General features: G+C 63.4%; 22 protein-coding genes. 20 read left to right on the plus strand and 2 right to left on the minus strand.

The genetic code is table 11. From position 1 onward, the window contains the following. Positions 1-52 precede the first annotated feature (52 nt). Positions 53-835 carry a PP2C family protein-serine/threonine phosphatase gene (locus PSQ39_RS09700; protein ID WP_273926566.1) on the minus strand — a complete coding sequence of 261 codons (783 nt, stop codon included), beginning with the start codon at positions 833-835 and terminating at the stop codon, positions 53-55. Positions 836-993: 158 nt separating this feature from the next. Between PSQ39_RS09700 and PSQ39_RS09705 the strand changes: the two genes are divergently transcribed. After that, positions 994-3066, plus strand: coding sequence for an ATP-dependent DNA helicase (locus tag PSQ39_RS09705; RefSeq protein ID WP_273926567.1), 2073 nt, complete (start codon positions 994-996; stop codon positions 3064-3066). Here PSQ39_RS09705 and PSQ39_RS09710 read toward each other — a convergent pair. Further along, the gene (locus PSQ39_RS09710; RefSeq protein ID WP_273926568.1) at positions 3026-3844 is read right to left on the minus strand and encodes an outer membrane protein assembly factor BamD; all 819 of its coding nucleotides are present in this window, start codon (positions 3842-3844) and stop codon (positions 3026-3028) included. The two genes, PSQ39_RS09705 and PSQ39_RS09710, sit on opposite strands and share 41 nt — an antisense overlap. A gap of 76 nt (positions 3845-3920) precedes the next feature. Here PSQ39_RS09710 and PSQ39_RS09715 point away from each other — a divergent pair, with 76 nt between their 5' ends. From PSQ39_RS09715 to PSQ39_RS09805, 19 genes are all read left to right on the plus strand, one after another. Beyond that, positions 3921-4964: an RluA family pseudouridine synthase gene (locus tag PSQ39_RS09715; RefSeq protein WP_409242014.1), complete on the plus strand. Its 1044-nt coding sequence runs from the start codon at positions 3921-3923 to the stop codon at positions 4962-4964. A gap of 141 nt (positions 4965-5105) precedes the next feature. Then, the gene (gene scpB / locus PSQ39_RS09720; RefSeq protein ID WP_273926569.1) at positions 5106-5843 is read left to right on the plus strand and encodes an SMC-Scp complex subunit ScpB; all 738 of its coding nucleotides are present in this window, start codon (positions 5106-5108) and stop codon (positions 5841-5843) included. Then, on the plus strand, positions 5797-7248 hold the full coding sequence (locus tag PSQ39_RS09725) for a pseudouridine synthase (RefSeq protein ID WP_409242015.1): 1452 nt from the start codon (positions 5797-5799) through the stop codon (positions 7246-7248). The genes scpB and PSQ39_RS09725 overlap by 47 nt, the downstream gene beginning before the upstream one ends. 105 nt (positions 7249-7353) lie before the next feature. Then, positions 7354-7779 carry a nucleoside-diphosphate kinase gene (gene ndk / locus PSQ39_RS09730; protein ID WP_273926571.1) on the plus strand — a complete coding sequence of 142 codons (426 nt, stop codon included), beginning with the start codon at positions 7354-7356 and terminating at the stop codon, positions 7777-7779. A gap of 17 nt (positions 7780-7796) precedes the next feature. Beyond that, the gene (gene rlmN, locus PSQ39_RS09735; protein WP_273926572.1) at positions 7797-8948 is read left to right on the plus strand and encodes a 23S rRNA (adenine(2503)-C(2))-methyltransferase RlmN; all 1152 of its coding nucleotides are present in this window, start codon (positions 7797-7799) and stop codon (positions 8946-8948) included. After that, the gene (gene pilW / locus PSQ39_RS09740; RefSeq protein WP_273926573.1) at positions 8948-9790 is read left to right on the plus strand and encodes a type IV pilus biogenesis/stability protein PilW; all 843 of its coding nucleotides are present in this window, start codon (positions 8948-8950) and stop codon (positions 9788-9790) included. The genes rlmN and pilW overlap by 1 nt, the downstream gene beginning before the upstream one ends. Further along, complete coding sequence (locus tag PSQ39_RS09745) at positions 9783-10757, plus strand: helix-turn-helix domain-containing protein (RefSeq protein WP_273926574.1); 975 nt, start codon at positions 9783-9785, stop codon at positions 10755-10757. The genes pilW and PSQ39_RS09745 overlap by 8 nt, the downstream gene beginning before the upstream one ends. Before the next feature lie 2 nt (positions 10758-10759). Continuing rightward, entirely contained in the window at positions 10760-12064 is a 1305-nt protein-coding gene (gene ispG, locus PSQ39_RS09750; RefSeq protein ID WP_273926575.1) for a flavodoxin-dependent (E)-4-hydroxy-3-methylbut-2-enyl-diphosphate synthase, read from the plus strand. A gap of 7 nt (positions 12065-12071) precedes the next feature. Continuing rightward, the gene (gene hisS / locus PSQ39_RS09755; protein WP_273926576.1) at positions 12072-13409 is read left to right on the plus strand and encodes a histidine--tRNA ligase; all 1338 of its coding nucleotides are present in this window, start codon (positions 12072-12074) and stop codon (positions 13407-13409) included. Positions 13410-13421: 12 nt separating this feature from the next. Further along, on the plus strand, positions 13422-14099 hold the full coding sequence (locus PSQ39_RS09760) for a YfgM family protein (protein ID WP_273926577.1): 678 nt from the start codon (positions 13422-13424) through the stop codon (positions 14097-14099). Further along, on the plus strand, positions 14099-15241 hold the full coding sequence (gene bamB / locus PSQ39_RS09765) for an outer membrane protein assembly factor BamB (RefSeq protein ID WP_273926578.1): 1143 nt from the start codon (positions 14099-14101) through the stop codon (positions 15239-15241). Before PSQ39_RS09760 ends, bamB begins: the two co-directional genes overlap by 1 nt. A 17-nt stretch (positions 15242-15258) precedes the next feature. Then, the gene (gene der / locus PSQ39_RS09770; RefSeq protein WP_273926579.1) at positions 15259-16602 is read left to right on the plus strand and encodes a ribosome biogenesis GTPase Der; all 1344 of its coding nucleotides are present in this window, start codon (positions 15259-15261) and stop codon (positions 16600-16602) included. A gap of 131 nt (positions 16603-16733) precedes the next feature. Continuing rightward, positions 16734-16985 (plus strand): RNA chaperone Hfq, encoded by a 252-nt coding sequence (gene hfq, locus PSQ39_RS09775; protein ID WP_273926936.1) that lies wholly within the window; start codon positions 16734-16736, stop codon positions 16983-16985. A gap of 60 nt (positions 16986-17045) precedes the next feature. Further along, a complete protein-coding gene (hflX, locus tag PSQ39_RS09780; RefSeq protein ID WP_273926580.1) occupies positions 17046-18218 on the plus strand; it encodes a GTPase HflX in 1173 nt (390 codons plus the stop codon). A 40-nt stretch (positions 18219-18258) separates the two neighbouring features. Beyond that, the gene (hflK, locus tag PSQ39_RS09785; RefSeq protein ID WP_273926581.1) at positions 18259-19602 is read left to right on the plus strand and encodes an FtsH protease activity modulator HflK; all 1344 of its coding nucleotides are present in this window, start codon (positions 18259-18261) and stop codon (positions 19600-19602) included. Positions 19603-19613: 11 nt separating this feature from the next. Next, on the plus strand, positions 19614-20522 hold the full coding sequence (hflC, locus tag PSQ39_RS09790; RefSeq protein ID WP_273926582.1) for a protease modulator HflC: 909 nt from the start codon (positions 19614-19616) through the stop codon (positions 20520-20522). Positions 20523-20531: 9 nt separating this feature from the next. Further along, positions 20532-20720, plus strand: coding sequence for a DUF2065 domain-containing protein (locus PSQ39_RS09795; protein ID WP_273926583.1), 189 nt, complete (start codon positions 20532-20534; stop codon positions 20718-20720). Positions 20721-20773: 53 nt separating this feature from the next. Next, positions 20774-21922, plus strand: coding sequence for an ATP phosphoribosyltransferase regulatory subunit (locus tag PSQ39_RS09800; protein WP_273926584.1), 1149 nt, complete (start codon positions 20774-20776; stop codon positions 21920-21922). A gap of 13 nt (positions 21923-21935) precedes the next feature. Further along, positions 21936-23309 (plus strand): adenylosuccinate synthase, encoded by a 1374-nt coding sequence (locus tag PSQ39_RS09805; RefSeq protein WP_273926585.1) that lies wholly within the window; start codon positions 21936-21938, stop codon positions 23307-23309. Positions 23310-23354: the final 45 nt, after the last annotated feature.

A 23354-nucleotide genomic window follows, 5' to 3' on the forward strand; every position in this document is an offset into this window, starting at 1 on the left:
CGCTGTTTTCAGGCGGGGGCTGGGTGTTGGCTTGGAGTTGGGAGGCCCGGTGTCAGGGCTGGGGTTTGGCAGCGGGCGCCGCCAGAGGCTCAACCCGCACCACCACCAAAGACAGGTTGTCGCCGCCGCCGCGCGCACGTTGGCGCGCTTTGTCGATCAAGAACTCGGTGGCTTCACGCGGTGACAGGCCGGCCAGCACCGAGCCCAGCTCGGCCGAGGTGAAGTAGTGCCAGACCCCGTCGCTGCAGGCCATCAGGGTGTCACCGGGCCGCAGGCACCTGATTTGGTGGCGAGCCATGGGAGGCTCGGCTTCGGTGCCCAGGCAGCCCACCAGGATGTTGGACTGGGGGTGGCTGTTGGCCTGCTCTTCGCTGATCTCGCCGCGCTCGACCAAGGCTTGCACATAGGAGTGGTCCAGTGTGCGCTTGACCAATTGACCCTCGTGGAAGTGGTAGATGCGCGAGTCACCGGTGTGCATCCAGTGGCACTCGCCATTGGGCATGATGAGAAAGGCGGCCAGGGTGCTGTGGGGCTCCTGCTCCGCCGAGATAGCGGTCAGCTTGATCACCAGGTGGGCTTCGTGCACCAGTTGTTCGAGCAGGGACGACGGTGTGTCATCCTCTGGCGCGAAGCGCTCAAACAGTTGGCGTGCGCTCATCATGACCTGGTCGGACGCCTTGCGCCCGCCACTGCGGCCCCCCATGCCATCGGCCACCACAGCCAGCACGCAGCCGTTGACGCGCGGGTGGCTCAGCAAGGCCACCTGATCCTGTTGGTATTCTCGATCGCCCTTGTGGATGCCGGTCGAAGCGGTAAGTCGGTAACCTTGGGTCATGATGTGGGGCGTCAACCAGCAGGAAATTCGGTGAACAGAGCGCTCTATTATCGTGTCAAGAAATGTTTCCGTCGTGACGATTGGCGGTTCAATCTGGGGGGTAAAACCGACTTGCAAGGCGTCCAATCTCGACGCGCGCCCATTTGGCGGGAGTCCGCATGACCTGGCTGGATCAGGTCACGGCCGCGCTGGGGCCAGGCGGTGCACTGCAACAGGCGCAGCCTGGTTTTCAGCCCCGGTCAGCACAGCTGCAGTTGGCCCAGGCGGTGGGCCAGGTCTTGCAGGAAGGCGGTGTGCTGGTGGCCGAGGCTGGGACCGGGGTGGGTAAAACCTATGCCTACCTGTTGCCTGTGTTGCTCAGTGCACAGCGGGTGATTCTGTCCACGGCGACGCGCAATTTGCAGGACCAGCTGTTCACCCGGGACCTGCCGCGCCTCATGAAGGCCCTGGGACTGTCGAGGCGGGTGGCGCTGCTCAAGGGGCGCAACAGTTACCTGTGCACCCAGCGCCTGTCCCAGGCCCGGCGCGAGGCGCACCACCTCGATGACCAGGCCTGGCGCCAACTGGCCCAGGTCGAGCATTGGGCCCAGGGCACGCGCACGGGCGATTTGGCGGAATTGCCTGAATTGGACGACGTCTCTCCCTTGATCCCCTGGATCACCTCCACCCGCGACAACTGCCTGGGCACCCGTTGTGCTGGTTGGCAGGCTTGCCATGTGAACGAGGCCCGGCGCCAAGCCTTGACGGCGGATTTGGTGGTGGTCAACCACCACCTGTTTTTTTCCGACCAACAACTGCGTGACGCTGGGGTGGCTGAGCTTCTGCCCAGCCGGCAGGCGGTGATCTTTGACGAGGCCCATCGGCTCAATGAGATCGGTGTGCAGTTCATGGGGCGCCAGTTCAGTGCCCGCAGTTGGCGCCGTCTCGCCACCGAGTTGCTGGATGAGGGCACGCGCTGGGCGCGGGGTTTTCAACCTTGGCCCGAACTCGCGTCGCTGATGGAGCGCCAAATGCGGGACTTCGAGACTTGGGTCGCAGCGGCGGCCCGTCGGCCCGAGGCGCGTCTGCAGTGGCTGGGACTCAGCCCTGAAGGCCTGGAGGCGACAGCTTGGCAGCAGCGCCTGAGCGGGCTGCAGGCCCTGCTGGCCCGGGTGCACCAGGCGTTGACCCTGACCCAGGAGGCCGCGCCAGAGCTGCGTCGGCTGGCCCAGCGGACCGATGAGCTTCGTGGTGTCTTGACCAGCCTGACCCAGGCAGGGGAGGGCGGGGGCACTGTGCGTTGGTTGGAAACTGGCCGCCACACGCGCCTGCTGGAGGTGCCTTTGCACATCGCCGAGCACTTGCAAGCCTTGATGGCGGCTGAATCGTCCCCGGCGCAGCGCGAGGCTGAGCTCACCCCGGGCCTCGCAAGCCCTCGGCCTGCGTGGATTTTCACCTCAGCCACCTTGGGTTTGGATGAGGCTTTGAGCTGGTTCACCCAGCCCTGTGGACTGGGCGATGTGGCCCAGGTGCTGCGGGTGGGCAGTCCCTTTGACTATGCACGCCAGGCCGCCTGGCATGTGCCCGAAGGCCTGCCCGAAGCGCAAGACCCAGACCACGCCTGGGCCTTGTCGCAATGGCTGCTGGCGCCGGTGCGTCAATTGGGAGGGCGAACCTTGGTGTTGGCCACATCCTTGCGCGCCCTGGGGGAGCTGGCCAAGGGCTTGCAAGAGGGGCTGCAGGGCTCGGGCATTGAGGTGCTGGTGCAAGGGCAGGGCTCCCGCCGACGCTTGCTGGAGCGTTTTCGCCAGGGCGACGGGGAGCGGCCCTGCGTGCTTGTCGCGTCAGGGGCCTTCTGGGAGGGGGTGGATGTGCCCGGGCCGGCGTTGCAGATGCTGGTCATCGACAAGCTGCCTTTTCCGGTGCCGGACGACCCTTTGGTTTTGGCACGCAGCGCCGCGCTCAAGGCGCAGGGGCGCACGCCGTTTCAGGATTTTGTGTTGCCAGAGACCGCCATGGCGCTCAAGCAGGGGGCAGGCCGCTTGATTCGCAGCGAGCATGACCGAGGGGTGCTGGTGCTGGCGGATGAGCGCCTGCTGCAGCGCAGCTATGGCGCGCGCTTGTTGGCTGCACTCCCCGCCATGCCCTGCCTGGTGGATCAGGCGGCGCTGATGCAGGCGCTCGCCGCGTTGCGCTCGCCTGAAGGAAGACTTACCAGATCTTCCACCACGGATCCGACGCCTTGTTCTTGAGGCTGCGGTTGCTGAGATCCGCGCCGTCGGCGTAGTTCTTTTCGAGCACGCGGCGCGCATCGTCGCGCAGCTGGGTCATGCCCAGGGCGTCATACGACTTGGCCAGGATCACCAGCGCCTCTTGGGCTGCCGGCACATCGCGGTACTCGGTGACCGCGATTTGGGCGCGATTGATGGCGGCCACATAGGCGCCGCGCGAGTAGTAGTAGCGCGCCACATGCACTTCGTACTGGGCCAGCGAATTCACGATGTAAATCATGCGCTGGCGGGCGTCGGGCGTGTAGCGCGAGTCGGGGAAGCGGGTGCTCAGCTCTTTGAAGGACTCGAAGGAGTCCTTGGCCGCCTTTTGGTCACGTTCAGACAAGTCCTGGCGCGTGATGTTGGCAAACAGGCCCAGGTTGTCGTTGAAGTTGACAATGCCCTTCATGTAGAGTGCATAGTCCATCCCCGGGCTGGCGGGGTGCAGACGGATGAAGCGGTCCAAGGTCGCAATGGCTTGGGCTTGTTCGCCGGCCTTGTACTGGGCGTAGGCCTTCTCCAACTCGGCCTGTTGGGCCAAGGGAGTGCCTGCGGCACGCCCTTCCAGTTTCTCGAACAGCGGTACGGCCTTGTCGTAAGCGCCGGCGCTGACTTCGTCCTTGGCTTCGCTGTAAATGCGGCTGGTACTCCAGCCGGCAGTCTTGTCGACATTGGTGGTGCTGGAGCAGCCCATCAACAGCGCAGACAGGGAGGCAACCAGCGCGAACGCGGGGACCACGGATAATTTGGCACGTAGCATCACTGGAAACCTCTTGAAGCAAAGCAAATTGATTATATCGGCGGGGCCTGAGGCGCCAGCCCAGGATTCCCGTCTCTTGCCCGCGCTTGACGCGCTGCTGGATGAACCCACCCTGTCAGACGAGGCCGATGCGGCCGCTGACGAGGGCACCGACGACAGCGCCAGCGAGCTGCGCGTGGGTGAAGTTCCTTTGGCTGGACACGGCAGTCGGCTCGACAAGGCCTTGACCGAACTGGTCAATGAATTCTCACGCAGCTACTTGCAGCAGTTGATCGAGGAGGGCGCGGTCCTGCTCAACGACCAGCCCGTGCGCAAGGCCTCGCAAAAGGTCAAGGTGGGCGATCGTTTGCAGGTGGAGTTGCGTCCGACGCCGCAGAGCCAGGCCTTCAAACCGGAGGCCATGGCCTTGGACGTGGTGTACGAGGACGCCGACTTGTTGGTGGTCAACAAGCCCGCAGGCCTGGTCGTCCACCCCGCGCCAGGGCACTGGAGCGGCACCTTGCTCAATGGCCTGCTGGCCCATCACGCTGGGGCGTCCTTGCTGCCCCGTGCGGGCATCGTGCACCGCCTGGACCGTGACACCAGTGGGCTGATGGTGGTGGCCAAAACCCGCTTGACCATGGACCGGCTGGTGCAGCTGATCGCTGCCCGCGAGGTCAGCCGCCAATACCTGGCCCTGGCGCACCGACCCTGGGTCGGTTCGCGCTCGGTCACGGTGGAAGCCCCCATCGGCCGCGATCCGCGCAATCGCCTGCGCATGGCCGTGGTGGACCTGGACCATCAATCCGGCAAGACCGCCCGCACCGACATCCAATTGCTGGAGTCCACGGACCAGGGTTGCTGGGTGCGTTGCAAGCTGCACACGGGCCGTACCCATCAGATTCGCGTGCACATGGCCCACCTGGGGCATCCCTTGTTGGCCGATGGGCTGTATGGGGGGGCGCCGGCGGCGGGCATGGCGCGTCAGGCCTTGCATGCCTGGCGTCTGGCCTTTGCCCATCCGACGAGTCAGGAGCCCTTGGCTTTTGAAATCGCATTGCCGGCGGATTTGCAGGCTGCGTTGGCCGATTGGGGTCTGCGTTACAATCCGGGCACTGCGTCCAGCGCGCCCCAGGGCTGATCATCGCCCCGCCTTCGACGCCCGGACCCCGGTCTGGGACTTGCTCCCCGACCCTCGGTTGGCTTCTCGACCGCCTTGTTGCTCCTTGCCCCCGTGACGGCCTTCGGCCCTCCCGGGCGCCTACCCCGGAAATTTTTGACCATGAACACGACGGATGCCCGGCGTATCCTCGAAACCGCTCTGATCTGTGCGACGCAGCCTTTGTCGGTGCGCGAGCTGCGGGTGCTGTTCGATGATGTGCTGGGTGCTGACACCCTCAAATCGCTGCTGACCGAGCTGCAATCCGAGTGGTCGCAGCGCGGCGTGGAGTTGGTTTGTGTGTCCAGTGGTTGGCGCTTCCAGAGTCGGCCCGAGATGCGGCCCTACCTGGACCGATTGAACCCTGAAAAGCCGCCGCGCTACACCCGTGCCGCGCTGGAAACACTGGCGATCATTGCCTACCGCCAGCCGGTGACCCGGGGCGACATCGAAGACATCCGCGGCGTCACGGTCAATTCCTTGGTGCTCAAACAGCTCGAGGACCGTGGTTGGGTGGAGGTGATTGGCCATCGCGAAACCGTGGGGCGGCCCTCATTGTTTGCCACCACCCGCCAATTTTTGGATGACCTGGGTCTGGCCTCGCTGGATCAATTGCCCGCGCTCGACGATGCCGAGCACCAGGCCCGCATTCTTCAATCGCTGCAGTCCGGGCCAGGCCTGGACGAGCCGGAGTTGCCTTTGGGTGACGGCGTGGCGGAACCCGCCCCCGCCTCCATCGCCATGACGGCCGAGCAGCCTGCCGCCAGCCCTGTTGCTGGCACCGATTCAAACGCCTCCGAGCTCCCGGGACTCGATGGCGATCTCTTCACTGTCCCCGGGACAGGCCACGCCCATGAATGATTCAGTCAAGCCCCCATCGGATTCCGATGTGAGTCCCGAAACCGCCGCTGCCGCCGACGCTGTCACCCCGGCACGCAAGCGCTCGGCCAAGCCGCCCCGCGCATTGGGGAGCGCTGACGCTGCGCCCACCGAACGCGGCCCGCGCAGCGAACGCAGCCCGCGCGCTGCCGCCGCCCCGGAGGCGCCCGCCATTCGTTTTGAAGACGTGGTGTCTGGCCAATTCGATGCGGAAGAAGCGTCCGAGCCGACGGAAGCTGCACCACTCAAGCGCGTGCTGGCACCCCAAGTCGAGACCCCGAAGCTGCACAAAGTGCTGGCGCAGGCGGGTCTGGGCTCGCGTCTGGAGATGGAGCAGCTGATCCTGGAAGGGCGCATCTCGGTCAACAACGAGCCCGCTCACATCGGTCAGCGCGTGCAGTATGGCGATCAGGTGAAGGTCAACGGCAAGCCGATTCGCTACCGCATCGACCCGCCGCCGCCGCGCGTGATTGCCTACCACAAGCCGGTTGGTGAAGTCGTGACCCACGACGACCCGCAGAACCGCCCCACGGTGTTCCGCCGCCTGCCCCGCCTGCAACAGGGCAAGTGGCAGTCGGTGGGCCGCCTGGACTTGAACACCGAAGGTTTGTTGTTGTTGACCAGCTCGGGTGAGTTGGCCAATCAGCTGATGCACCCTCGCTTTGGCCTGGAGCGCGAGTACGCCGTGCGCGTGCTGGGGGCTTTGAGCAAGGAAGAAAAAGAGCGCTTGTTGACCGGTGTGCAGCTGGACGACGGCATGGCCCAGTTCGGCTCCATCGAAGACGGTGGCGGCGAGGGTTCCAATTGCTGGTACCGCGTCACCATCTCTGAAGGCCGCAACCGCGAAGTGCGCCGCATGCTGGAGGCCGTGGGCCACGCGGTCAGCCGCCTGATCCGCATCCGTTATGGCGCCATGGTGCTGCCGCGTGGTCTGCGCCGCGGTGCCTGGGTCGAGTTGGATGAGGGTGACATCCGTGGCCTGGTGCAGGCTGCCGGTGTGCGTGAAGACGCCCCGGCGCGCGCGTCCAATGAGGCCGGCGCTGCGCGTGGCAAGCGCCCCAACAATGCCCCTCGCCGCCGCCCAGCGGGTCCCGGCCCGCGGGGCAACACGGACTTCAAGCGCGGAGGTCAGCCCGACCCGCTGACCACTGGGGTGACGGCGGGCCGTCGTCCGGACCGCGCTCCGCGTCCGGCACCGGCCGGCGGTCAGCCCGATCCGATGAAGACTTCGGTGGGCTACATCGGTGCGGACAGCTTCTCGCGTGCTCGCCAGAACAAGCCGTCCAGTGGAGGCCCGCGTGGCGCCGGTGGGCGTGGCAATTTCGGGGGCACCGGCGGCGGTGGCCGCCGCAGCGGTGGCGGTGGGGGCGGTGGTCGCAGCCGCTAAAGCCCTTGCTTGACCCGGTGTCAAGGCAATTGCACAGGACCGGGTTAGAATCCGAGGTTTTGCCAAGTGGCAAAAATTACAAAAAACCAGTTTCAGGAATTCATCATGGCCATCGAACGTACCCTCTCCATCATCAAGCCTGACGCCGTTGCCAAGAACGTCGTCGGTCAAATCCTGGCCCGCTTCGAAGCTGCCGGTCTGAAGATCGCCGCTGCTCGCCTGGCCCAACTGTCGCGCGCTGAAGCCGAACAGTTCTACGCTGTGCACGCTGCCCGTCCTTTCTTCAAGGACCTGGTGGACTTCATGATCTCCGGCCCCGTCATGATCCAAGTTCTGGAAGGCGAAAACGCCATCCTGAAGAACCGTGAACTGATGGGCGCTACCGACCCGAAGAAGGCTGACGCTGGCACCATCCGTGCTGACTTCGCTGACAGCATCGACGCCAACGCCGTGCACGGTTCGGACGCTCCGGAAACCGCCGCCGTTGAAATCGCCTTCTTCTTCGCTGGCCTGAACGTTTACGCCCGTTAATTCGGCGCGCGCATGCAATGACAGCCAATCTGCTTGATTTTGACCTTGACGGGTTGGCTGCGTTCTGCGACCAGCTGGGTGAGAAGCGGTTCCGCGCCACCCAGCTTTTCCGTTGGATCCACCAGCGTGGTGAGTCTAACTTTGACCAGATGACCGATCTGGCCAAATCGCTTCGCGAGAAGCTCAAGGTCCATGCCCATGTGGCGGGCCTGTCGGTCTTGAGTCGCCATGATTCCGCAGATGGCACCATCAAGTGGCTGTTCAATGTCGGGGATGGCAATGCCGTCGAAGCGGTCTTCATCCCAGAAGACGATCGAGGCACGCTTTGTATTTCCTCCCAGGCCGGCTGCGCCGTGGGATGTCGTTTTTGTTCGACTGGGCATCAAGGCTTCAGTCGCAACTTGAGCACGGGCGAAATCGTCGCCCAGCTGTGGTTTGCCGAGCATTTTCTGCGCCGCCACCTGAACACCCCGGATCGTGTGATCTCCAATGTGGTGATGATGGGCATGGGCGAGCCCTTGCAGAACTACAGCGCCTTGGTGCCGGCCCTCAAGACCATGCTGGACGACCATGGCTACGGCCTGTCGCGCCGCCGTGTCACGGTCTCGACCTCGGGTGTGGTGCCCATGATGCAGCGCCTGTCGCAGGACTGTCCTGTGGCCTTGGCCGTGTCGCTGCACGCGCCCAACGACCCGCTGCGTGACAACCTGGTCCCGCTGAATCGGAAGTACCCGATTGCCGAGTTGCTCGACGCTTGCAATCAGTACCTGGAATTTGCACCGCGCGACTTCATCACGTTCGAATATTGCATGCTCGACGGCGTCAACGACACGCCCGAACATGCCCAGCAACTGGTGAAGCTGGTGCGCCAGCACGCCACTGGCAAAGGGGTGTGGTGCAAATTCAACCTCATCCCCTTCAATCCTTTCCCCGCATCTGGTTTGCTGCGTTCGCCAGCGCCCCAGGTGCAGGCCTTTGCCAAAATCCTTCTTGATGCTGGTATCGTCACCACGGTGCGCAAAACCCGGGGCGACGACATCGACGCTGCCTGTGGCCAATTGGCGGGTGATGTGCGCGACCGAACGCGGGTGAATGAGCGCATCGCTCAGCAGCGCACCATCGTGCTCAAGCCCGTGACCGATTTGACTGCCAACAACAAGGAGGCTTGATGGAGACTGCCATGGACTGGCAATGGCTTCGTCGCACCGTTTGCAGCGGACTGTCTGCGCTGTGCTTGGCCGGGGCAGGTTTCGGCTTGTCCGCTTGTGGCAGCAACCCGGCGGTGCCCAGCGCACAGGACGTCAGCGACGCAGCCAACGCCCAGGTCGAAGAGGGTGAGGCCCGTCGGCGAGCCCGGATTCGCCTGGAGCTCGCATCGAACTACTTTGACCAAGGCAAGACCGTGGTGGCACTGGACGAGGTGCGCCAGGTCCTGGTGGCGGACCCCAGCTTTGCCGAGGCGTACAACCTGCGCGGCCTGATCTACATGCGCTTGGACGATGATCGCCAGGCCGAAGAAGCTTTCAAGCGCGCCCTGGCGCTGAGCCCGCGCGACTCGAATGTGTTGCACAACTATGGTTGGATGCTGTGCCAGCGCAAGCGCTACAGCGAGGCCAGCGAGGCGTTCAATCAAGCGCTCAACAATGTGCTTTATGGCGACAAGGCCAAAACCTACATGGCTCAAGGCCTCTGTCAGGCCCGTGCGGGGCAAAAGGCCGAAGCAGAGCGAAACCTCAGCAAGGCTTTTGAGCTCGATGCGGCCAACCCGATCACCAGCTTCAACCTGTCGGTGTTGTTGTACCAGCGTGCGGACCTGACGCGGGCGCAGTTCTACATCCGCCGCCTCAACAACAGCGAGTATGCAAATGCCGAATCCTTGTGGTTGGGCATTCGTGTGGAGCGACGCCTGGGTGATCGAGTGGCCATGCAGCAGCTGGCAGAGCAGTTGAAAAAGCGGTTCCCGCAGTCCCGGGAGCTGATGTCCTACGAGCGGGGAGCGTTTGATGAGTGAGTTGGAACTCGGGGCGGGCACTCCCCCCGTCCCACAGGCTTCGGCGGGCCAGCTTTTGAAACAAGCCCGCGAAGCAGCAGGCATGCATGTGGCCGCTTTGGCCGTGGCCTTGAAAGTCCCGGTCAGCAAGCTGGAGGCGCTGGAAGCCGACCGCTTTGACCAGTTGCCTGATGCCGTGTTTGTGCGCGCCCTGGCTTCCAGCGTGTGCCGCAGTTTGCGTGTGGATGCAACGCCGATTCTGGCGCTCTTGCCGCAAACCCAGCAGCCTCGCCTGAACCCGAACGATGCGGGCATCAACACGCCGTTCAGGGCGCCCCATGAGCGTCGCCTGCGTCTGGTGCCCGAGCAGTGGTTCAACCCCACCTTGCTGGCGGTGCCGCTTTTGTGCGTGGGGGCCTTGGCCATTTACTTATGGCCGCGGGCCAGTGAGATTTCGGCACTTTCGGACGCGGCGCCTGCGCCGGTGCTGTCGACGCCAGCCGAGCTGGCATCCCCTGAACCCGCCACCACGCCGGCTCAAGCGTCTGCCAGTCCCGAGCCGGCCGCTGTGGCTGCGCCAGGCACCCGTTCGGACATCGTCAGTTCCCAGGCCAGCTCCCCCCCGGCCTCCGCACCGCCGCTGCCGGCCTCACCCCCTGCGCCTGCTGCCCCGGTGCTTGAAGCCAAGCCGGTTCCAGTGGCGGCGCCTGCGGCGGCGCCAGCCCCCGCAGAGGCGGCCGCACCGGCCGCGGCGTCGGTGCTCAGTTTCAGTGCCTCCGGAACCTCCTGGATCAAAGTCACCGATGCCCGTGGCACCGTGACTCTGCAAAAGACCCTGAGCGCAGGGGAGACCGCCACGGCCACGGGCCAGGCGCCTTTTGCCGTGGTGGTCGGTAAGGTCGATGTGACGCAGTTACAAGTGCGCGGTCAGCCGTTTGATTTGCAATCTGTGGCCCGTGAAAACGTGGCCCGGTTCGAGGTGAAGTGAAAATGAGTGAGCGTGCCGCCCCGGTGTGGGGCCTGGAACCGATTGCGACCTCCCAGCCGCGTCCCCGTCGTTCGCGCCAGGCGGTGACGTCCTGGGGCAGTCACCACGTCACCGTGGGGGGGGATGCGCCCGTGCGCGTGCAGTCCATGACCAACACCGACACGGTGGACGTGATCGGCACGGCCATCCAGGTCAAGGAATTGGCTCTCGCGGGCTCCGAGATGGTGCGCATCACGGTCAACACGCCCGAGGCCGCAGCGGCTGTGCCGCACATCCGCGAGCAGCTCGACCGCATGGGCATTGCCGTGCCATTGATCGGCGACTTTCATTACAACGGCCACCGTTTGCTGACTGAGCACCCAGCTTGTGCCGAGGCTTTGTCCAAGTACCGAATCAACCCAGGCAATGTGGGCAAGGGCGACAAGCACGACCGCCAGTTCGGTCAGATGATTGATGCGGCCATTCGCTGGAACAAGCCGGTGCGCATTGGCGTGAACTGGGGCAGTCTGGACCAAGAGCTGTTAGCCAGCCTGATGGACACGAACAGCCAGCGCGCCCAGCCCTGGAGCGCGCGCCAGGTCATGTACGAAGCGCTGATCACCTCGGCCATCACTTCGGCGCAGCGCGCTGAAGAAATGGGCTTGGCTGGCAATCAGATCATTCTGTCCTGCAAGGTCAGTGGCGTGCAGGACCTGATTGCGGTCTACCGCGAGCTGGCACGCCGCAGCGACTATGCCTTGCACCTGGGCCTGACCGAGGCCGGCATGGGCACCAAGGGCACGGTGGCTTCGGCCACCGCCTTGTCCATCCTGCTGCAAGAGGGCATTGGCGACACCATTCGCGTGTCGTTGACACCCCAGCCCGGTGAAGCCCGCACCCAAGAGGTGGTGATCGCTTCCGAAATTCTGCAAGCCCTGGGTTTGCGGGTGTTCGTGCCCAGCGTCACGGCCTGCCCGGGCTGTGGTCGCACCACCAGTACCACCTTCCAGGAGTTGGCCAAGCAGATCGATGACTTTCTGCGTGCCCAGATGCCGGTGTGGCGTTCGCAGTACCCGGGGGTGGAAAACCTCAAGGTGGCTGTCATGGGCTGCATCGTCAACGGCCCGGGCGAAAGCAAGCACGCCGACATTGGCATCAGCTTGCCGGGCAACGGCGAGGCACCTGCTGCACCGGTCTTCATTGACGGTGAAAAAGCCCTGACCTTGCGCGGCGAGAACATCGCTGCCGAATTCCACCAGATCGTCGAAAACTACATTGAAAAGCGCTTTGGTGCGGCCGCTGCGGCGTCTGCCACCAAGTCTGTCTGAGAAAGCTATGTCCGAGAAACCCCTGGCAGCCGCTGCGGCTGCGGCGTCTGCGCCCCGATTTGAAAAGCTCTCTGCCGTCAAAGGCATGAACGACATCCTGCCGCCAGAATCGGCGCGCTGGGAGTGGCTGGAAGACAAGGTGCGCCAATTGATGGCGCGTCACGCCTACCGCAACATCCGCACCCCCATCGTCGAGCCCACGCCCCTGTTCGTGCGCGGTCTGGGCGAGGTCACCGACATCGTCGAAAAGGAGATGTACTCCTTTGAAGATAAGCTCAATGGCGAGGCCCTGACGCTGCGCCCCGAAAACACCGCCGGTGTGGTGCGGGCCGTTGCCGAGCACTCCATGCTCTACGACGGTGGCAAGCGCCTGTACTACATGGGCCCGATGTTTCGCCACGAGCGCCCACAGCGCGGTCGTTACCGCCAATTCCACCAAATCGGAGCCGAAGCATTGGGTTTTCCGGGTGCGGAAGTGGATGCCGAACTGATTTTGTTGGCGAATGCGCTTTGGCAAGAACTGGGCTTGAAGGATGTGCGCCTGGAACTCAACAGCCTGGGTCAGCCTGACGAACGTCGCGCCCACCGCGCCGCCCTGATCACTTACCTCGAGCAGCACCAGGACGCCCTGGATGAGGACGCCAAGCGCCGCCTCTACAGCAACCCGCTGCGCATCCTGGACACCAAGAACCCCGCCATGCGCGAGGTCGTGGAAGCCGCACCGCGTTTGATCGATTTCTTGGGTGAGGCCTCGCTGGCGCACTTCAACACGGTCAAGGGCATTTTGGACGCTTGCGGCGTGGCCTACACCATCAACCCGCGCTTGGTGCGCGGCATGGACTACTACAACCTCACGGTGTTTGAGTTCATCACTGAAAGTCTGGGTTCGCAGGGCACGATTTGCGGCGGGGGTCGTTATGACTACCTGATCGAACAAATCGGCGGCAAGGCCGCACCAGCGGTGGGCTGGGCTTTGGGGGTGGAGCGCGTGCTGGAGTTGCTGCGAGAGCAGGCGCCGACCCAGGCCCCGGCGCCGGATGTGTACGCCATCGTGCCCGATGCCGCTGCGCTGCCGCAGGTGCTCAGCACCCTGACCCAGTTGCGCGCTTTGGGCGTGTCGGTGCAAATGCACGCAGGCTCGGCCGAGTCTTGGGGCAGCATGAAGTCGCAGTTCAAGAAGGCCGATGGCAGTGGCGCCCGTTACGCCCTGATCTTCGGTGGTGATGAGCTGGCCCGAGGCGAAGTGACCGTGAAAGCGCTGCGCGATGGTGCGGGCGGGGCCCAGCAAGCCCAACCGCTGGCCACCCTGGCGCAGTGGGCGATCACCCTACAATCCCAACATTAACTCCAGAATCCCATGGCCTCTCATCTCGACCTCGAAGAACAAGAACAGCTCGACCAGCTCAAGCACTTCTGGACCCGTTATGGCAATGCCATCACCTGGGTGTTGATCGTCATCTTGGCGGGTGTGGCCGCTTGGAATGGTTACCAGTACTGGCAACGCACCCAGGCGGCTCAAGCCTCGGCGCTGTATGACGAACTGGAACGCGCCGCGATTGCGCAGGACGTGCAAAAGATCGCACGCGTGCAAGAAGACCTGCGCGCCAAGTATGGTCGCACCACCTACGCGGCCCAAGGCAGTTTGCTGGCCGCCCAGTTGTTGTCTGAAAAGGGCAACAACGACGCGGCCACTGCGGCTCTGACCTGGGTCATCAACGAAGGCAGCGATGACGGCATCAAGGCCGTGGCGCGTCTGCGTCTGGTGTCTCTGCAAATCGAGGCCAAGGCCTATGACGACGCCCTGAAGACGCTGTCGACCAGCGTCCCGCGTGAGTTTGAAGCCCTGGCGGCCGATCGCAAAGGCGATGTTCTGGCCTTGCAAGGCAAGGCCGACGAAGCCGTGGTTGAGTACCGCAAGGCCTATAAATCGCTGGATCTGCGCACTGAATACCGTCGCCTGGTCGAGGCCAAGCTCAATGCCTTGGGCGTTGATGTCAAGGACGGCGCTGCCACCCAAAACGAGGACAAGAAGTGATGCTTTCTTCCCGCCAGTTCGTCACCCGCCCAGCCCTGACGGCGGTGCTGGCCGCCTCCCTGGTTTTTTTGACGGCTTGCAGTTCCAGCTCGGGGCGCCCCAAGCCAGCCGAGTTGCAGCCCGTGGTGGCCCTGGTGGGCGTCAAGCCCGCGTGGTCGGCGCAGATCGGTGCGCTGGACTTCTCTGCGGAAGCCCAGGTCACGGGATCGGTGGTCACGGTGGCCTCTTCGCGCGGTCAGGTGTCGGCGCTGGATGTGTCGTCTGGGCGTGAGCTCTGGCGTGCTGATGCCAAGGGCGAGTTGTCCGCTGGTGTCGGTGGTGATGGGCAGCAGGCGGCGGTCGTGACGACCGAGAACGAGCTCGTGGTGCTTGCCGCAGGCCGTGAGCTGTGGCGCCAAAAGTTGTCAGCCCAGGTGTTCACAGCACCGCTGGTGGCCGGTGGCCGCGTGTTTGTGTTGGCGGCTGACCGTTCGGTGCAGGCCTTTGATGGCCAGACGGGTCGCAAACTCTGGAGCCAACAGCGCCCGGGCGAAGCCCTGGTGCTGCAGCAACCCGGCGTGCTGATGGCGGTGCGCGACACCCTGGTGGTGGGGCTGTCGTCGCGTCTGACCGGCCTCAATCCCTCCAACGGCAGCATCCGTTGGGAAGCGCCCTTGGCCACCCCGCGGGGTACCAACGATGTGGAGCGCTTGGTTGACCTGGTGGGCCGGGTGAGCCGTGTCGATGATTCGGTGTGCGCGCGCGCCTTCCAGGCCGCCATTGGTTGCGTGCAAACCAACCGCGGCACGGTCAGTTGGAGCAAGCCCTCCAATGGTTATGTTGGTGTCCATGGCGATGCCGCGACGGTGTTCAGCACGGAAGGCGATGGCCGTTTGGTCGCCTGGCGCCGTGCCGACGGTGAACGTCTTTGGTCCAGCGACCGTCTGCAGTACCGTCGCTTGACCGCTCCTTTGTTGCTGGGTCGCTCGATCGCCATTGGCGACGATGCTGGCTTCGTGCATTTGCTGTCCCGTGAGGATGGCAGTCTTCTCAACCGTTTGAGCACCGACGGCTCGCCCATTGTGGTGGCACCGGTGCTGGCGGATGGGGTTTTGATAGTGGTCACCCGCAAGGGTGGCGTGTTTGCATTCCGTCCGGAATGATGCGGCGGTGATGCTTCATGAAACCAGTGATTGCGCTTGTCGGGCGCCCCAATGTCGGCAAGTCAACTTTATTTAACCGTCTGACCAAGACCCGCGACGCCATCGTCGCGGATTTTGCCGGTCTGACCCGCGACCGCCACTACGGCAACGGCCGTCAAGGCAAGCACGAGTACATCGTGATTGACACCGGCGGCTTCGAGCCCGATGCCGCCAGCGGCATCTACAAAGAAATGGCCAAGCAGACGCAGCAGGCTGTGGCCGAGGCGGATGTGGTGGTGTTTGTGGTCGATGCGCGTGCCGGTTTGTCGGCCCAAGACCACGACATCGCCAACTACCTGCGTCGCCTGGGCAAGCCCTGCGTGCTGGTGGCCAACAAGGCCGAAGGCATGAAGGAGGGCATGCAGCTCTCCGAGTTCTATGAGCTTGGCCTGGGCGAGGTTTACCCGGTGTCAGCGGCACACGGCCAAGGCATTCGCGGTTTGGTCGAACTGGCCCTCGAGCCGCTTCACTTGCCCGACCCCGAAGAAGATGCTGAAGAAGCGGATGCGGGCGTCATCAAGCTGGCGGTGGCAGGTCGACCCAATGTGGGCAAGTCCACTCTGATCAACACCTGGTTGGGCGAGGAACGCCTGGTGGCTTTCGACATGCCGGGCACCACGCGGGACGCCATCTCGGTGCCTTTCGAGCGCCAAGGCCAGCGCTATGAATTGGTCGACACGGCGGGCCTGCGCCGCAAGGGCAAGGTGTTTGAGGCGATCGAGAAATTCTCTGTCGTCAAGACCTTGCAGGCGATTGAGTCGGCGAACGTGGTCTTGCTCTTGCTGGATGCAACCCAAGGCGTGACCGACCAGGACGCGCACATTGCAGGCTACATCTTGGAGAGCGGCCGTGCCGTGGTGATCGCCATCAACAAGTGGGATGCGGTCGATGAATACCAGCGTCAACTGGTGGAGCGTTCGATTGAAACGCGCCTGTCGTTCCTGAAGTTTGCCTCGCTGCACTACATCTCGGCGCGCAAGCGTCAGGGGCTGGGTCCTTTGTGGTCTGCCATCGCGCAAGCCCACAAGTCGGCGACTTGCAAAATGCCCACGCCGGTGCTCACGCGCCTGCTGTTGGAGGCGGTGCAGTTCCAGACGCCCAAGAAGACCGGCATGTACCGCCCTAAGCTGCGTTACGCCCACCAAGGTGGCATGAACCCGCCAGTGATCGTGATCCACGGCAATTCGTTGGAGCACGTCACGGAGGCTTACAAGCGCTTCCTGGAAGGTCGTTTCCGCAAGGAATTCAACCTCGTGGGCACGCCTTTGCGCATTGAGTTGAAGACCTCGGCCAACCCCTACGCTGACAAAGACAGCGACTGATGCCAGACTGATCCCAGGTACGCCAGCTTTGGTGTACCTGTGGACTGTTAAATAAAGCCTTGTGTCTTGTGCGGGTCAAGGCCTGTGGTAAGGTGGCACTTTCCAACAACATTTTGAACACGGAGAATATCGTGAGCAATAAAGGGCAGCTTCTTCAAGACCCATTCCTGAACGCACTGCGCCGTGAGCATGTGCCGGTGTCGATTTACCTCGTCAACGGTATCAAGCTTCAAGGCCAGATCGAGTCGTTCGATCAGTACGTGGTGTTGCTTCGCAATACCGTGACTCAGATGGTTTACAAGCATGCAATCTCGACCATTGTGCCGGGGCGTGCTGTGAACTTCTCCACTGCCGAAGCTGCAGATACCGCAGCCGCTCAGTGATACGGAAGCCGGCCGTCCCCCGAGAGGGGGGCGGCCGGCTTTTTTACAGGCTTCGTACATTTGACTGACAAGAATTCTCCGGCGCCCACCCCCGTCATCCTCGTGGGGGTGGACCTGGGTGGTCCCCATTTCGATGCCGACCTCGAAGAGTTGGGCTTGCTGGCCCAAACCGCAGGCCTGGTCCCGGTGGCTCGCATCACCTGCAAACGCCGTGCTCCCGATGCTGCCCTTTTTGTGGGCAGCGGCAAAGCCGACGAAATCCGCTTCATGGCCGAGCAGCACGGTGCGGTCGAGGTCCTGTTTGACCAGTCCTTGAGCCCTGCGCAGCAGCGCAATCTGGAGCGCCACCTCGGCCTCCCGGTCAACGACCGAACTTTGCTGATTCTCGAAATCTTTGCCCAGCGCGCACGCAGCTTCGAAGGCAAGCTGCAGGTGGAGCTGGCTCGGCTGCAGTACATCAGCACCCGCCTGGTGCGGCGCTGGTCCCACTTGGAGCGTCAACGCGGTGGCATTGGCACCCGCGGCGGTCCGGGTGAAACCCAGATCGAGCTGGACCGCCGCATGATTGGTGAGTCCATCAAGCGCACCAAAGAACGGTTGGAAAAGGTCAAGCGTCAGCGCAACACCCAGCGCCGTCAACGCGAGCGCCGCGACACCTTCAACATCTCCTTGGTGGGCTACACCAACGCCGGCAAATCCACGCTCTTCAATGCCTTGGTCAAGGCCCGCGCCTATGCCGCTGACCAGTTGTTTGCCACGCTGGACACCACCACCCGTCAGCTCTATCTGGGTGAGGCTGGGCGTTCGGTGTCCTTGTCCGACACGGTGGGGTTCATTCGCGATTTGCCTCACGGGTTGATCGACGCATTCCAGGCCACACTGCAAGAAGCGGCGGACGCCGATCTGCTGCTGCATGTGGTGGACGCCGCCAACCCTGACTACCCAGAGCAGCTGCAGGAAGTGCTGCGCGTTCTGGGCGAAATCGGCGCGGCCGATGTGCCGCAGCTGCTGGTCTTCAACAAACTCGACGCCATTGAGGCCGAGCAAAAGCCGTTGAACCTTCTGGACACCTTCGAGCTCGAAGGACGGCAGGTTACACGGGTGTTTTTGAGTGCGCGCAGTGGCGAAGGTTTGCCCGTCCTGCGCCAGCAGTTGGCCGCGTTGGCTCTGGCCCACGCTCAGCCTGGAGAACCCGGAGACGGTGGCCCGGAATTGGCCATTGAACCGGTCTGATTGGGCACAATCGGGAACGAACAAGAAAAGAGCAACGCTAATGAACTTCAATACCAAGGCCTTGGGCTGGACATCGGTGTCCGGTCGCATCAGGGGGATGTTCAATCTCAACGACCCCCGCTGGGGGCGCGGTGATGATTCGTCGGGTGAACGGGGTCGTCCTGAGAAGGACTCCCGCGAGCCGAACAAAGGGCAGGGCGCTCAGCCGCCAGACCTGGATGAACTGTGGCGTGACCTCAATCGCAAGCTGGGCAAGCTTTTTGGCGGCAGTGGTGGTGGCCAAGGCGGCGGCTCCGGTGGCAAGGGCTCGGGTGGTGGTTACCAACCCGACCTGAAGAACGCGGGTCTGGGGGTTGGCTTGGTCGCGGCGGTCGCGCTGCTGATCTGGCTGGGCACCGGCTTCTTCATCGTGCAAGAAGGTCAGCAAGCGGTGATCACCCAATTCGGCCGTTACAAGTCGACTGTGGGCGCTGGCTTCAACTGGCGTCTGCCGTACCCCATTCAGCGCCATGAATTGGTGTTCGTGACCCAAATTCGCTCGGTGGATGTGGGGCGCGACACGGTGATCAAGAGCACGGGCTTGCGTGAGTCGGCCATGCTGACCGAGGACGAGAACATCGTCGAAATCAAGTTTGCGGTGCAGTACCGCCTCAACGATGCGCGTGCCTGGTTGTTCGAGTCCAAGAACCCTGGCGAAGCCGTGGTGCAGGCGGCTGAAACCGCGGTGCGCGAAGTCGTGGGCAAGATGCGCATGGACACGGCGTTGGCCGACGAGCGCGACCAGATCGCCCCGCGTGTGCGCGCCCTGATGCAAAGCATCCTGGACCGCTACAAGGTCGGCGTCGAGGTGGTCGGCATCAACCTGCAGCAAGGTGGCGTGCGCCCACCCGAGCAAGTGCAGGCGGCTTTTGACGATGTGCTCAAGGCCGGTCAAGAGCGCGAGCGCGCCAAGAACGAAGCCCAAGCCTATGCCAACGACGTGGTCCCGCGTGCCGTGGGTTCGGCTTCGCGCCTGAAGGAAGAGGCTGACGCGTACAAGGCCCGCATCGTGGCCCAGGCGCAGGGGGATGCTCAGCGCTTCAAGTCGGTGTTGACCGAGTACCAGAAGGCGCCTCAGGTCACCCGTGACCGCATGTACATCGACACCATGCAGCAGATCTACGGCAACGTCAGCAAGGTGCTGATCGAGTCTCGCCAAGGTGGCAACATGCTGTACATGCCTTTGGACAAGCTGCTGCAGATGCCTGCAACGGCTGCGCCTGTGGACGCGGCTTCGCCGGCAGCGGTGCCGGCGGCGCAAGCGCCAGCCAGCAGCAGTTCCAATTTTTCCAGCGACGCCCGGGCCCGTGACAACGGCCGCTCGCGTGATCGCGACTCGCGATAGGGAGTAGCTTCGTGAACCGAATCGGATTTTTCATTTCCTCCCTGCTGGTCCTGCTGGCCTTGGGCAGCTCCACCTTGTTCGTGGTCGATCAACGCCAGTTTGGGGTGGTCTATGCGTTGGGGCAGATCAAGGAAGTCATCACCGAGCCCGGCCTCAACTTCAAGTTGCCGCCGCCGTTCCAAAATGTGTCCTACATCGACAAGCGCCTGCTGACGCTGGACGGCAACGACATCGAGCCCATGCTGACGGCCGAGAAGCAACGCGTCGTGATCGACTGGTACGTGCGCTGGCGCATCACGGATCCGGGTGAATACATCCGCAACGTGGGCTTGGACGAAAGCGCGGGCGCCAATCAGCTCAACCGAGTGGTGCGCAATGCCTTCCAGGAGGAAGTCAACAAGCGCACCGTGAAAGAGCTGCTCTCGCTCAAGCGCGATGCGCTGATGACCGACGTGCGCCGCGAAGTGCTGGCGGTCGTCAAGGGCGCCAAGCCTTGGGGCGTTGACGTGGTCGATGTGCGCATCACCCGTGTCGACTATGTGGACGCCATCACCGAGTCGGTCTACCGCCGCATGGAGGCCGAGCGCAAGCGCGTGGCCAATGAACTGCGTTCCACCGGCGGAGCCGAGGGCGAAAAAATCCGAGCCGACGCTGACCGCCAGCGCGAAGTCACCATTGCCAATGCCTACCGCGAAGCCCAGCAGATCAAGGGCGAGGGCGACGCCGAGGCCGCCCGCATTTACGCTGAGGCTTTTGGCAAGGACCCGGCCTTTGCCCAGTTCTACCGCAGCCTGGATGCGTACAAGGCCACGCTCAACAAGAAGAGCGATGTCGTGGTGGTGGACCCTTCCAGCTCGGAGTTCTTCCGTGTCTTCCGCGGCGGGGCTGGTGCCGCTGGTGCGGCCGCCGCCAAGAAGTGAGTCCCGGTTTTGGAGCTCGATGCCCTGTGGCTGGCGCTGGCCTTCGTCCTGGTGATTGAGGGGCTGTTCCCTTTCATTTCACCCGGTGGCTGGCGCCAAACGTTCAGCCGTCTTTTGCAGTTGCAAGACGGTCAAATTCGCTTCGTAGGCCTGCTCAGCATCCTCGCTGGTTTGGCCTTGGTGTGGGCACTCTCCTGAGTGGCCCCGCCAACATCTGTAAAATCGCGGTTTTAACAGCCCCCCCTTTATCCATGTCTGCTTGGGTCCTGCCGGATCACATTGCCGATGTCCTGCCTTCTGAGGCACGGCACATCGAAGAACTGCGCCGCGCCCTGCTCGACACGGCGCGTGGCTACGGCTATGAGTTGGTAATGCCGCCGCTGCTCGAGCACCTTGAATCGCTGCTGACCGGTACCGGCGAAGCGCTCGACCTCCTGACCTTTAAACTGGTGGACCAGCTCTCGGGCCGAACCATGGGTTTGCGTGCGGACACCACCTCGCAGGTGGCCCGCATCGATGCCCATTTGCTCAACCGCCAAGGGGTCACCCGCCTGTGTTACTGCGGCCCGGTGCTGCACACCCGACCAGACCGTCCCCATGCCACGCGGGAGCCGCTGCAGTTTGGTGCCGAGATCTACGGCCACGCCGGTCCTGAAGCTGATCTTGAGGCCGTGCAACTGGCCCTGGAATGCCTGCGCTCAGCGCGGGTGTCGGGCGTCAGCGTCGATCTGGCCGATGCTCGGATCTTGCGTGGTTTGCTCCGTGGTCTGGACATCGAGCCTGCCCGTCTGAACGACCTGCAACAAGCCTTGGCCGCCAAAGCGGGCAGTGAGTTGCGTTCGATCACCGCCCAGTTGCCAACCCCCGTGCGGGAATTGCTGCAAGCCCTGCCGGGTCTGTATGGCGATGTCTCCGTGCTGGACGAAGCGAGCCGTGTGTTCGCCGCTCACCCAGCCCTGTTGGAGGCCATTGCCCAGCTGCGCTGGCTCGCTGCCCAATTGGGTGACGTCAACGTCACCTTTGATTTGGCCGACATGCGCGGCTACGCCTACTACAGCGGCGCACGCTTCTCGGTCTTTGTGCCGGGCGCCAGCGACGCCTTGGTACGGGGCGGTCGCTACGATGAGGTGGGTGCGGTGTTTGGTCGCAACCGACCGGCCGCGGGCTTCAGCTTGGACCTGCGCGAGCTGGTCGGGGTGGTGGCGCCGCGTGCACTCAAGGCCGCCATCCGGGCGCCTTGGGGTCTGGATTCGGCCTTGCGCGCGGCGGTGGCCGCCTTGCGCGAACAAGGCGAAACAGTGGTCTGTGTCTTGCCAGGCCATGAGAGTGAAGTCGATGAGTTCCATTGCGATCGCCAACTGGTCTCCAGTGCCGGTCAGTGGGTCGTGAAATCCCTTTGAAATAAATACAGTGATGAATAAGACAAGCGGTCGTAATGTGGTTGTCGTCGGTACCCAGTGGGGCGACGAAGGCAAGGGCAAGCTCGTGGACTGGCTGACCGAGAGCGCCCAAGGCGTGGTTCGCTTCCAGGGCGGTCACAACGCGGGTCACACCTTGGTGATCAATGGCGTGAAGACGGCACTGCACCTGATCCCCAGCGGCATCATGCGTCCTGGCGTCAAGTGCTACATCGGCAACGGTGTGGTGCTGTCGGCCGCCAAGCTGTTTGAAGAAATTGAAGGCCTGGAAAAGGCGGGCGTTGAAGTGCGCTCGCGCCTGCGCATCAGCGAGGCTTGCCCGCTGATCCTGCCCTTCCACGCCGCATTGGACGTGGCCCGTGAAGCCGCGCGTGAACAAGGCGGCACCGAGAAGATCGGCACCACCGGCCGCGGCATTGGCCCCGCCTACGAGGACAAGATCGCTCGCCGCGCCCTGCGCGTGCAAGACCTCAAGTACCCCGAGCGTTTTGCCGCCAAGCTGCGCGAGCTGCTGGCCCTGCACAACCATGTGCTGACCACTTTCCTGGGTTCGGGTCAGTTCGTCTTCGGCGACGCACTCAAGCCCTACATCGTGAACGGTGAAGTGCAGTTCCAGCCGGTGTTCGACGAAGCCATGCGCCACGCCGAATTGCTCAAGCCCATGATGGCCGACGTCTCGCGTGAACTCAATGACGCCCACCAAAAGGGTGCCAACCTGCTGTTTGAAGGCGCTCAAGGCACTTTGCTGGACGTGGACCATGGCACCTACCCCTATGTCACCTCGAGCAACTGCGTGGCTGGCAATGCCGCTGCAGGTTCAGGTGTGGGTCCGGGCCTGCTGCATTACATCCTGGGCATCACCAAGGCCTACTGCACCCGCGTGGGCGGTGGCCCGTTCCCGACCGAACTCGATTGGGAAAAGGAAGGCACACCGGGTTGGCACATGAGCACCATCGGTGCTGAAAAGGGTGTGACCACGGGACGCAGCCGCCGTTGCGGCTGGTTCGATGCCGCGCTGCTCAAGCGCAGTGCCCAGGTCAACGGTCTGACGGGTCTGTGCATCACCAAGCTTGACGTGCTGGACGGCCTGTCCGAGCTCAAGCTGTGCACGGGCTATGAACTCGACGGTGAATTGACCGACATCCTGCCGATGGGCGCGGACGACATTGCCCGCTGCAAGCCGATCTACGAAACCATCGAAGGCTGGACTGACAGCACCGTGGGTGTGACCGACTACGACAAGCTGCCCATCAATGCACGCCTGTACCTGCAGCGCATCGAGCAAGTGACGGGGGTTCCCATCCACGTGATCTCGACCAGCCCGGACCGCGACCACACCATCATGATGCGCCACCCCTACCTGGCCTGATTGGTTTTTACTTTCTCCGACAATTTCAACAATAATGAGCCCGCT

Origin of the sequence: Curvibacter microcysteis (genome assembly GCF_028649455.1) — a bacterium.
Taxonomy (GTDB): domain Bacteria; phylum Pseudomonadota; class Gammaproteobacteria; order Burkholderiales; family Burkholderiaceae_C; genus Curvibacter; species Curvibacter microcysteis.